General features: G+C 72.1%; 11 protein-coding genes. 10 read left to right on the top strand and 1 reads right to left on the bottom strand.

From position 1 onward, the window contains the following. On the top strand, positions 1 to 986 hold a 986-nt coding region (locus ACFFII_RS13135; protein WP_377699334.1), incomplete at its 5' end, for an alpha-E domain-containing protein. Between the two features lie 13 nt (positions 987 to 999). On the opposite strand, the gene ACFFII_RS13130 is transcribed toward ACFFII_RS13135, so the two are convergent. Further along, positions 1,000 to 1,743: a proteasome-type protease gene (locus ACFFII_RS13130; protein ID WP_377699333.1), complete on the bottom strand. Its 744-nt coding sequence runs from the start codon at positions 1,741 to 1,743 to the stop codon at positions 1,000 to 1,002. A gap of 280 nt (positions 1,744 to 2,023) precedes the next feature. On the opposite strand from ACFFII_RS13130, the gene ACFFII_RS13125 reads away from it, so the two are divergent. From ACFFII_RS13125 to ACFFII_RS13085, 9 genes are all read left to right on the top strand, one after another. After that, the gene (locus ACFFII_RS13125) at positions 2,024 to 2,980 is read left to right on the top strand and encodes an AAA family ATPase (RefSeq protein ID WP_377699332.1); all 957 of its coding nucleotides are present in this window, start codon (positions 2,024 to 2,026) and stop codon (positions 2,978 to 2,980) included. Then, positions 2,974 to 3,798, top strand: coding sequence for a DUF58 domain-containing protein (locus ACFFII_RS13120; RefSeq protein ID WP_377699331.1), 825 nt, complete (start codon positions 2,974 to 2,976; stop codon positions 3,796 to 3,798). The genes ACFFII_RS13125 and ACFFII_RS13120 overlap by 7 nt, the downstream gene beginning before the upstream one ends. Next, positions 3,782 to 4,123, top strand: a complete 342-nt coding sequence (locus tag ACFFII_RS13115; protein WP_377699330.1) for a hypothetical protein — start codon at positions 3,782 to 3,784, stop codon at positions 4,121 to 4,123. Before ACFFII_RS13120 ends, ACFFII_RS13115 begins: the two co-directional genes overlap by 17 nt. Then, positions 4,120 to 5,046 (top strand): VWA domain-containing protein, encoded by a 927-nt coding sequence (locus ACFFII_RS13110; protein ID WP_377699329.1) that lies wholly within the window; start codon positions 4,120 to 4,122, stop codon positions 5,044 to 5,046. The genes ACFFII_RS13115 and ACFFII_RS13110 overlap by 4 nt, the downstream gene beginning before the upstream one ends. Beyond that, entirely contained in the window at positions 5,043 to 5,912 is an 870-nt protein-coding gene (locus ACFFII_RS13105) for a VWA domain-containing protein (protein WP_377699328.1), read from the top strand. Before ACFFII_RS13110 ends, ACFFII_RS13105 begins: the two co-directional genes overlap by 4 nt. 2 nt (positions 5,913 to 5,914) lie before the next feature. Beyond that, on the top strand, positions 5,915 to 6,523 hold the full coding sequence (locus tag ACFFII_RS13100) for a hypothetical protein (protein ID WP_377699327.1): 609 nt from the start codon (positions 5,915 to 5,917) through the stop codon (positions 6,521 to 6,523). After that, positions 6,517 to 7,674, top strand: coding sequence for a hypothetical protein (locus ACFFII_RS13095; RefSeq protein ID WP_377699326.1), 1,158 nt, complete (start codon positions 6,517 to 6,519; stop codon positions 7,672 to 7,674). Before ACFFII_RS13100 ends, ACFFII_RS13095 begins: the two co-directional genes overlap by 7 nt. 121 nt (positions 7,675 to 7,795) lie before the next feature. Continuing rightward, on the top strand, positions 7,796 to 9,178 hold the full coding sequence (locus ACFFII_RS13090) for an SLC13 family permease (protein WP_377699325.1): 1,383 nt from the start codon (positions 7,796 to 7,798) through the stop codon (positions 9,176 to 9,178). A 112-nt stretch (positions 9,179 to 9,290) separates the two neighbouring features. Continuing rightward, positions 9,291 to 10,478 carry a pyridoxal-phosphate-dependent aminotransferase family protein gene (locus ACFFII_RS13085; RefSeq protein ID WP_377699324.1) on the top strand — a complete coding sequence of 396 codons (1,188 nt, stop codon included), beginning with the start codon at positions 9,291 to 9,293 and terminating at the stop codon, positions 10,476 to 10,478.

The raw sequence follows: 10,478 nt of genomic DNA, 5'->3' as shown, positions 1-10,478 counted from the left end.
TGTCGCGGGCTGCCGAGAACATCTACTGGATGGCGCGCTATCTGGAACGCGCCGAGAACACCGCCCGCCTTGTCGCCGTCCATTCCGAGTTCCGGCTGGACCGGCCCGACCGCTCGGGCTTCTTCTGGGAACCGGTGCTGTCCATCACCGGCATGCTGGAGGATTTCGACGCCCGCGGCCTGCCCCGGACCGAGCGCGAGGCCACGAACTTCCTGCTCAGCGATCCGCAGAACCCCTCGTCGCTGCTGTCCTCCTGCAGCTATGCGCGGGAAAACATCCGCACCCTGATGGAAATGCTGCCCCGCGAAAGCTGGGAAGCGGTCAACGGGCTGCACGCGGCCGCCGCGCGGCCCGGCGTCGGGGCGCCCCAGATGCGCGACCTCCACCTGCGCGAGATCATCGGCCGGTCGCAGGCCATGGCGGGGCTGTTCTCGGGCGCCATGAACGACGACACGGGCTATGCCGTCCTGCGGCTGGGGCGCACCATCGAGCGCGGCAGCTTCACGGTGCAGGTGCTGGAAAACGCGCTTGCCCGGATCGGGGACGGCGTGGGCGACATGCTGTCGCTGCAGGCGGCCGAATGGGTCGGCGTGCTCAAGTCCCTGACGGCCTACCAGATGTACCGCCGCAGCCTGCGCGGACCCGTGACGCGCCTCGGCGTCAGCCGCTTTCTTGTCTTTTCGCAGGTCTTTCCCCGCGCGCTCGTCCACTGCATGGGCAGGATCGGGCAGGCGCTCGGCCGGCTTCCGGATCCGGGGGCGGCCACCGCGACCGCGGCCCGGCTGTCGGCGGAACTGGCCGCGGCCGAGACGGCGGGCGCGGACGCCGACCGGATCGCCGGTCTGCTGGCCACCGCCCGGTCCGACCTGTCGGCGCTGCACCAGGCGGTGTGCGAAACCTATTTCATCGCCCCGACCCGCGTCGCGCCCCCGGCCCTAGCCCCGGCCCCCGCCCCGGCCAGCCGGACCCAGGCCCAGGGCGCCTGACCCTGCCGCCGCCTCAGGCGGGCGGCCCGAAGGGCACGGGCGGGACCGCCCTGCAGGCCTCGTTGATCACCTCGGACCAGCGCCGCGACAGTTCGGCGAAATAGCCGTCGTTCGGCCCGATCCGGTGGACGACCTCGGCCCCCGGCCGCCCCTGCCGCGCGGTGACGAGGTCGATGGGCAGCCCCACCGCGAGGTTCGAGCGCATGGTCGAGCTGAAGGAGATCAGGCCGATCTTCACCGCCTCGTAAAGCTCGGTGTCGTAGCAGAGCGCCCGGTCGAGGATGGGCTTGCCGTACTTGTTCTCGCCGATCTGCAGATAAGGCGTGTCGGGGCCGCATTCGATGCAGTTGCCCGCCGGATAGACCAGGAACAGCCGCAGCGGCTCGCCCCCGACCGAGCCGCCGACCAGCAGCGTGGCGTCAAAGCTGATCTGCTGCTGTTCGAGGCTTTCCATGCCGTCGCGCGCCGCGCGCAGGGCGCGTCCGGCGGCAAGCGCCGCGTCATAGATGCTGGAAACGGACTCCAGCGTTTCCGTTTCGCCGGTCTCGGGATTGGGGACGCCCTGGTGCAGCCGCTGGACCGCGTCCTGCGTCGTGGACAGGCTGCCGGCCGAGGCGCTGACGATCAGCCGGTTGCCGTCATTGGCGTGGACCCGCAGCTTGCGGTGGGTCGAGACATTGTCCACCCCCGCGTTTGTCCGGGTGTCGGCCATCATCACCAGCCCGTCCCGTACCAGGAACCCCGCACAATAGGTCATCTTCGGCCTTTTTCCCCTTCGGAACCCGACAGGCCGAACCTAGCAGGCCTTCCGCCTTCCCGAAATCGCGCCGAAGCCCGGCCAGCCCCCGCGCCGCAGCGTCACCGGCCCCTTGCCTGTCTGGTGACCACAAAGGGCCGCCCCGCAGCACGGGGCACAGGGTCCCCGCCCCTCGACCTCCTCCTTTCGTCGGAGAGACAGGCCGGCGAAGCGGATGCAACACTCCGGTCCTGCGGCGACCGCCCGGCTGCCCCTTCCCTCACCCGACGCGGAGAGCCCCTTGACCCACGGCAGCACCATCTCTCACCCCGTCGCCCGGCTGACCCGCGACGTGGCGGCGGGGCTGGTCGGGCATGAACGGATGGCCGAGCGGCTGGTGATCGCGCTGCTGGCGGGCGGGCATGTCCTGCTGGAAGGCCCGCCGGGCATCGCCAAGACCCGCGCGGTCAAGCGGCTGGCGGCGCATCTGCCGGGCAGCCACGCGCGCATCCAGTGCACGCCGGACCTGCTGCCCTCGGACCTGACCGGCACGCAGGTCTATCGGGCCGAGGACGGCTTCAGCTTCGTGCCGGGTCCGCTGTTCCATTCGCTGGTGCTGGTGGACGAGATCAACCGCGCGCCCCCCAAGGTCCAGTCCGCGCTGCTGGAAGCCATGGCCGAGCACCAGGTCACCACGGGGGGCACCACGCGGCCCCTGCCCGATCCTTTCATGGTCGTGGCGACCCAGAACCCCATCGAGCACGAGGGCACTTTCCCGCTGCCCGAGGCGCAGATGGACCGCTTTCTTCTGCACCTGCATCTCGACCTGCCGGGGGCCGAGGACGAGCGGGCGATCCTCGATCTTGTGGAAACCGAACTGCTGGCCCCGGCACCGCCTGCCGCCGAACTGATCGCGGAAGCCGACATCCACGCGGCGCGGCGCGCGGTGGCGCAGGTGCATCTGGCGCCCGCGCTCAAGGACTACATCGTGCGGCTGGTCATGGCGACGCGGGCGGGGGGCGCGGTTGCGGACCGCGTCGAGCATCCCGTCTCGCCGCGGGGCACGCTGGCCTTGGCGGCGGCGACGCGGGCGCGGGCCTGGCTGCGGGGGCGCGACCACGGGCTGCCCGAGGATGTCGAGGACCTGGCCACCGACGCGCTGGCGCACCGCCTGATCCCCAGCTGGCAGGCCACCAGCGAGGGCTGCACCCCCCGCAGCCTGATCGCCGAGGCCATGGACAGGGTCCGCCCGTGGTAGCCGCCGCGCTGGACCGTCCGGGGTTGCGCCTGACGGCGGCCGAGCTGATCGCGCTGCGCCCGCCCCTGCGGTCCGGCCGTGCGCGGCCCGCCAGCCGCCGCCCCGGCGCGATCCCCGCGCGCACCGCAGGCCAGGGCATGGACCTGCGCGAGATCCGCGCATTCACCGATGGCGACGACCTCCGCCGCATCGACCCTGCGGCGACCGCCCGCACCGGCCAGCTTCACGTCCGCAGCTTTCACGAGGACCGCGACGACACCACCCTGCTGATCGCCGACTTCCGCCACGCGATGCTGTGGGGCACGGGGGATGCGCTGCGGTCCGTCCGCGCCGCCCGCCACCTCGCCCGGCTCGGGTGGGAGGCGGTGGCGCGGGGCGGCTCGGTCGGGCTGCTGGTGGCGACCGACAATGGCCCCGCAAGCCTGCCGCCGAACACGGGCGCCGCGCAGATGCAGGCGGTGGCGGTGATGCTGGCCGCCCGCCACGACGCGGCGCTGCTGCGGCGGGGCAAGGCCGCGCCGCTCGGCCCCGCCATCGCGCAGGCGCAGCGGATCGCGCCGCCCGGCAGCCGGGTGCATCTGGCGACCGGCCCGGACGGGCTGGAGGGCACGGATGCCGCACTCGCGCGGCTGGCGCGGGGGCGGACGGTCGCGGTGCACCTGGTCCTCGACCCCGCCGAAAGCGCCCCGCCCGGCCGGGTGCTGTCGGTCAGCGCCGGGGGCACGGCCCGGCGCGGCCTGCTTGCCCCCCATGACCCCGGCCCGCAGCTTGCCCTGCTGCGGACCCTGGGCATCGAGCCTCATGTCCTCGCATCCTGACGTTTCCGCCGGGCTGATCGCAGCTCTCGGCCCGCCGCGCCTGGTGCCGCAGCTGGCGACGCTCGGCTGGCCCGAGATGCTGGGGCTGCTTGGCCTCGGCCTGCTGGCGGGGGTCGTCGTGGCCACGGCGCTGTCGCCCTTTCTCGGACGCCGGACCTCGACCCGCGCCCGCATCCGCGCGACCCGGGGCCTGCCCGCGCAGGAACGCATCCTCGCCATCGCCCGCATCCTCGGCCGCCTGCCCGAGCCCTTGCGGGCGCCTGCCTATGGCGCGGCCCCGCCGCCCTCGGACGACCGGATCGAACAGTTGGCGCGGCGGCGATGAGCTTTGCCTTTCCCCTCGCCTTCCTGCTGCTGCCGCTGCCCCTTCTGGTGCGCCTGCTGCCGCCCCTGTCGGCGCCCATGGGCCTGCGCGTCCCGGCCCATGTGCTCGCGGGCGTCACCCCGCAGCGCGGCGCGGGGCGGGGCGTCCTGGCAGGGGCGCTGGCATGGGCCGCGCTGGTCCTTGCGCTGGCCGGGCCGCAGGTCAACCGGCCGAGCGGGATGATCCCCGCCTCGGGCCGCGACATCGTGCTGGCGATGGACCTGTCGGGCAGCATGGAGCGGCAGGATTTCGACCTCGACGGCGCGCCGCTGTCGCGGCTGGACGCGGTCAAGCGGGTCGCCTCGCGCCTTGTCGCCAGCCGCGAGGGCGACCGGATCGGGCTGGTGATCTTCGGCGACCGCGCCTATTTCGCCCAACCGCTGACCTTCGACGTGGACGCGGTCGCCCGCGCCATCGACGAGGCGCAGATCGGCATTTCCGGCCGCGCCACGGCGATCTCGGACGGCCTTGGCCTTGCCATGAAGCGGCTGGTCGCCAGCGCGGCGCCGACGCGGGTGGTGGTGCTGTTCTCGGACGGGTCGGACACCTCGGGCAAGGTCGATGCGGTCGAGGCCGCGCGGCTGGCCGCCGACCGCGGCATCCGCATCCACACGGTCGCGCTGGGTCCGCAGGACATGGAAACCGCGCCCAAGACCCGCGACGCGGTGGATTCGGAAACCCTGCGCGCGCTGGCCCGGGCCAGCGGCGGCGCGACCTTCCGCGTGCGCGGGATGGAGGACCTCGAACGCATGGCCGCCGCGCTGGACGAGCTTGAGCCGAACCCGTCCGAGCGTCCGCCGATGCTTTACCGGCAGTCGCTCTGGCCCTGGCCCGCCGGGGTGGCGCTGGTCCTGCTGCTGCTGATCGGGTGGAGGCGCGCATGATCCTGCTGCGCCCCTGGTGGCTGGCCGCCCTGCCTTTGCTGGCGCTGGCCGTGCTGCTTTCGCGGCGGCGCGGCGCCGACGCGGGCGGGTGGGAGGCGGTGATGCCGCCCGCGATGCTGGCCGGGATGACGGCGCTGGGGCACCTGCGGCGCGGCGCGGGCTGGCGGCGGTTCGCGCCGGTCGCGGGTGCGCTAGCGCTGGCGCTGGGGCTGGCCGGTCCCGCCCTGCCCCGCGCCGATGCCCCCGTCTTTGCCCAAGACGACGCGGTGGTGATCGCCATCGACATGTCGGACTCGGTCGCCGCAGGACCCGCGCTCGCGGATGCGCAGGCCGCGGCCGCGGGGCTGCTGACGCGGCTGGCGGGCCGCCCCGTGGGCCTGATCCTTTACGCGAACGAGGCCTATGCCGTGGCCGCGCCCACCGACGACCCCGCGACCCTGCAAAGCCAGATCGCCGTCCTTGATGCCGCGATCATGCCCGACGAGGGCAGCCACCCCGCCGCCGCCCTGTCGCTGGCCGGGCAGATGCTGGCCGGGCTGAAGCGCGCCGACCTCGTCCTGATCTCGGACGGGGGCGGCATCGACCCTGCTGCGCGCGCGGAAGCCGCGCGGCTGGCCGAGGCGGGCGTCCGCATCTCGGCGCTGACCGTCGACGGCGAGCCCTCGGGCGACGTGCCGGCGCTGCGGGCGCTGGCGAACGGCGCGGTGGCCGAGGCGGGCAGCCCCGGCGCGGTCGTCGCGGCGCTGGCGGGGGGCGGGCTCGACCGCGACCGGGCGCTGGTGGCGCTGCAATACCGCGACCTCGGGCCATGGCTCGCGGCGCTGGCGCTGCTGCCGCTGGCGATGCAGTTCCGGCGGCAGGCATGAGGATGCGGCTCGCCCTTCTCGCCCTGGCGCTCGCCTGCCTTGCGGCGGCGGGGCCGCAGGCGCTGGGGCGGCTGGCCCTGATGGGGGGCCTGCCGGGGCTTGCCGCGCATCTGCTGGCCGACCCGGCGGAACGGGGCATTGCCCTTTACCGCGCGGGCGACCACGCGGCGGCGGATGCGGCCTTCGCGCAATCCCGGCGCAGGCAGACCTACAACCGCGCCCTGACCCTTGCCGCGCTTGGCGATTACCCGCTGTCGGTCGCCTATTTCGACGCCGTCCTTTACGACAACCCCGCGGATGCCGAGGCGCGGCGCAACCGCGACCTGGTGGCGGCGCTCGATCCGAACATCACGGGGGACAGCACGGTGCCGGGCCGCATCGTGGGCCGGGGCGGGCTTTCCGGCGCACCGCCCACCGCCCTCGTCACCGCCGGGGTGCAGGACCCGGGCCTTTACCGGCCGATCACGGCGCGCGGGATCGCCGCCACCGAGGACTGGCTGCAGACCCTGCCCGACGATCCGGGTGAGTTCCTGGCCCTGCGCCTGCGCGCCGAATACGATCGCCGCGCCGCCTTGTGCCTGCTGCGCGCGCCGGGGGTCGAGCCATGGTGATCCGCCTTGCCCTGCTGGTCCTGCTGCTGGCCTTTCCGGCGCGGGCCCAGGACAGCCTGCGCCTGATCCTGCCCGACACCCGCCCCGTCGCGGGCGAGATGATCCCCGTCACGATCCGGGGCGAATACACCGGCGCGATCACGCTGGAATCCATGACCTTTCCGGGCTCGGAATCCTATGACTGGGTCCAGTATGCCCCCGATCACTGGGCCGAGGAACGCATCAACGGCCTGCCCCGCCGCGTCTTCGAGCGCCGCGTCGCCGTCTTTGCGAAAGGCCCGGGCAGCCTGACCATCGGCCCGGTCACGCACCGGCTGACCAAGGCCACGCCTGCGGGACGCGAGGATGTGCCCGTGACCGCGCCCCCCGTCACGATCGCGGTCGATCCCTATCCCGGCGGCGGGCGGCCGCTTGTCACGCCGCAGCTCACCATCACCGACGAGCTGTCCGCCGACCCGGCCTTCCTGAACGAGGGCGAAACCTTCGTCCGCCGCGTCACGCTGAGCGCCGAGGGGACGATGGCGCAGTTCCTGCCGCAGCGGCCCGGCCTTGACGAGAACTGGCTGATCAGCTTCGCCGCGCCCGAGATCCGCGAAACGCGCCTGACCCAGCGCGGGCCGCTGGCGGTCGCCGTCTGGGAATGGCACCTGCGCCTGCGCGGCGAGCCGGGCACGCTGGTGCCCTTGCAGTTCCCCTTCTTCAACACCATCGCCCGCAAGATGTGGAGCGCCGTGACCCTGCCGCTCGAGGTGGGCGCGACGGGCGCCGCCGGGGACACCACCGCGCCGCAGGCGGGAACGGGGACACTCGCCCTTGCGCTGCTGGCGGGGGGCGGGCTGCTGGGGGCGGGGCTGCTGCTGTCCGACCGCCGCCCGGCCGGGGGACGCGTCCGTTCCCTGCTGCGGCGGCTTTGTCCCAATCCGCACCGCGCCGCCCTGCAGGCCGCAGCGCAGGCAGGCGAGCTTGCGGCCCTGCGCCGCGCCGCCCGCGCCTATGCGGATCACGAGCGCGCCGCCGGGCGGGCCGTGGACGAGGCGGCGCTGGCCCGGCTCGACCGCGCGATGTTTGGGCCGCCGGGCACGGCGCAGGACTTTGACGCCGCGGGCGTCGTGGCGGCTCTGACGCGCCAAGACGGCCACCGTCCCTCCTGACAGCACGCGTCCCCGACGAAGTTTCTTGCTACATCTGCATTCATAATTCATAATTTTGGCGCGAGGTCGGCATGGGACGTGCTGCGCTCGGAAAAGATCATGCAAGGAAGGGAGGCCGCGCGTGACACATCATCTCATTGCCATCTGTGCGCTGGTTGCGATGTTCGTCATTGCAACCGCATTGCCGATCAACATCGGCGTTCTTGCCTTCGTGGGCGCGTTCATCGTCGGAACGCTGCTTGCGGGGGACACGACAAAGGACATCATCGGGGAATTTCCCAGCGGGCTGTTCCTGACGCTGGCCGGGATCACCTGGCTGTTCGCCCTGGCGCAGAACAACGGCACCATCGACTGGCTGGTCCGGTCCGCCGTCCGCGCGGTCAAGGGCCGGATCGCCCTGATCCCCTGGATCATGTTCTCGATCTCGGCGGTCCTGACGGCCATCGGCGCCGTGACGCCGGGCGCCGTCGCCATCGTGGCGCCCATCGCGCTGAGCTTTGCCTTCCGCTACAAGATCTCGCCCCTGATGATGGGCATGATGGTGGCGATGGGGGCCTCGGCCGGGGCCTTTTCGCCCATCGGGATCTTCGGCAGCATCACCAACGGCGTGGTGGAACGCTCGGGCCTGCCGCTGAACCCGGCGGTGACCTTCGCGGCCAGCTTCTTCTGCAACCTCGTCTGCGTGGTCATCCTGTTCCTTGTCCTCGGCGGGCGCGAGCTGATGAAGGCGCGCGTGGACCTGAGCCACAGCGTCACCGTCCCGCACCTGGAGATCGCCAAGCCCGCCACCGGCCCCCAGATCTTCGGCGACAGCGAGGCCGAGGCGCTGAGCCCCCGCATCGCCCGCGAGGCCGGCGGCGACGCCAACCGCCTGACGGTGGACGCCCCCAAGGGCGAGCTGCCCGACGGCAGCCCCATCCAGATCATCACCGTGGCGGGCCTTGCCGCGCTGGCGGTCATGGTGCTGGCCTTCAACCTCGACATCGGCTTCGTGTCGCTGACGATCGGCCTTGTCATCGCGCTGTGCCAGCCGAACCTGCAGAAGCGGGCGATGTCGCAGGTCGCCTGGCCCGAGATCATGCTGATCACCGGCGTCGGCACCTATGTCGCGGTGCTGGAAAACATGGGCACCATCGACTTCGTGGGCAACAGCGTGGCCTCGATGGCCTCGCCCATGATGGCGGCGCTGCTGCTGTTCTACATCGGGGGAATCGTGTCGGCCTTCGCCTCGTCCACCGCGCTTCTGGGAGCGCTGATCCCGCTGGCGGTGCCCTTCCTGCAGGCGGGCACGGGCATCGGCCCGGTGGCCTTCATCGCCGGCATGGCGGTCGCCTCGACCATCGTGGACGTCAGCCCCTTCTCGACCAGCGGCGCGCTGGTGCTGGCGAACTCGCAGGGCGTGGACAAGCAGGTCTTCTACCGCCAGCTGCTGGGCTATGGCGCGCTGGTGACGGGGGTTGCCCCCCTGCTGCTGTGGATCATCTTCGTGGTCATCCCCGCCTGATCCCTGCCCATGGATGCGGCGCACCCGCGCCGCATCCCCCTTGGCTTGACCCCGCGTCACCAAAAGTGCATTCATTATTCAAAATCACCCCTGCCCTTCAGGAGACAGATCCATGACCCATGTGTTCGGCCGCCATTTCCTGCAGATCCCCGGCCCCAGCCCGGTGCCGGATCGTGTCCTGCGGGCGATATCGCAGCAGGTGATCGACCACCGCGGCCCCGAGTTCGGCGAGCTGGGCCTCAAGGCGCTGGCGGGGATGAAGACGATCTTCAAGACGCAGCAGGACGTCATCATCTACCCCTCCTCGGGCACCGGCGCCTGGGAAGCGGCGCTGGCCAACGTGCTGAAGGAAGGCGACCGCGTCCTGATGTACGAAACCGGCCATTTCGCCACCCTGTGGAAGAAGATGGCCGAGAAGCTGGGCGTCCGGGCCGAGTTCATCGGCGGCGACTGGCGGTCGGGCGCCGATCCCGACCAGATCGAGCAGCACCTGCGCGCCGACAGCGCCCACGAGATCAAGGCCGTCTGCGTGGTCCACAACGAGACCTCGACCGGCTCGGTCTCGCCCGTCGCCGACGTGCGCCGCGCCATGGACGCGGCGGGCCACCCGGCGCTGCTGATGGTGGACACGATCTCGGGGCTGGCCTCGATCGACTTCCGCTTCGACGAATGGGGCGTGGATGTCGCCGTCTCGGGTTCGCAGAAGGGCCTGATGCTGCCGCCGGGGATCAGCTTCAACGCGGTCAGCGGCAAGGCGCTGGAGGCCGCGCGGAACAACGGGATGCGCCGGTCCTACTGGGACTGGCAGGAGATGGTCGAGATCAACGGCAAGGGCTATTTCCCCTACACCCCCGCGACCAACATGCTTTACGGCCTCGTCGAGGCGATCGACATGCTGCACGAGGAAGGGCTCGACACCGTCTTCGCCCGCCACCAGCGCCTGGCCGCCGCGACCCGCGCCGCCGTCCGCGCCTGGGGGCTCGAGGTGCTGTGCAACCGGCAGGGGCATGAAAGCGGCGTGCTGACCACCGTCATGATGCCCGAAGGCCACAGCGCCGACGCCTTCCGCGCGCAGGCCCTGCGCCATTACAACATCTCGCTGGGAAGCGGGCTGTCCAAGGTCGCCGACAAGGTGTTCCGCATCGGCCACCTGGGCGACATCAACGACCTGACGCTGGTCGGCGCCCTCAGCGGCGTGGAAATGGCGCTGTCGAAGGCCGGGGTGCCCCATGAGAAGGGCGGCGTCGCTGCCGCCATGGCGCATCTGGAATCCACCCCTGCCCCGGGCATCGACGCCTGA

Source organism: Paracoccus niistensis (assembly GCF_042432925.1).
GTDB classification, from domain to species: domain Bacteria; phylum Pseudomonadota; class Alphaproteobacteria; order Rhodobacterales; family Rhodobacteraceae; genus Paracoccus; species Paracoccus niistensis.
This window is presented reverse-complemented; position numbering and strand designations above follow the sequence as displayed.

Bases quoted from the DNA above. Each gene is read 5' to 3' on its own strand.
- ACFFII_RS13130 (WP_377699333.1), bottom strand. From the start codon at position 1,743: ATGACCTATTGTGCGGGGTTCCTGGTACGGGACGGGCTGGTGATGATG.
- ACFFII_RS13115 (WP_377699330.1), top strand. From the start codon at position 3,782: ATGTCCTCGCATCCTGACGTTTCCGCCGGGCTGATCGCAGCTCTCGGC.
- ACFFII_RS13110 (WP_377699329.1), top strand. From the start codon at position 4,120: ATGAGCTTTGCCTTTCCCCTCGCCTTCCTGCTGCTGCCGCTGCCCCTT.
- ACFFII_RS13105 (WP_377699328.1), top strand. From the start codon at position 5,043: ATGATCCTGCTGCGCCCCTGGTGGCTGGCCGCCCTGCCTTTGCTGGCG.
- ACFFII_RS13100 (WP_377699327.1), top strand. From the start codon at position 5,915: ATGCGGCTCGCCCTTCTCGCCCTGGCGCTCGCCTGCCTTGCGGCGGCG.
- ACFFII_RS13095 (WP_377699326.1), top strand. From the start codon at position 6,517: ATGGTGATCCGCCTTGCCCTGCTGGTCCTGCTGCTGGCCTTTCCGGCG.
- ACFFII_RS13085 (WP_377699324.1), top strand. From the start codon at position 9,291: ATGACCCATGTGTTCGGCCGCCATTTCCTGCAGATCCCCGGCCCCAGC.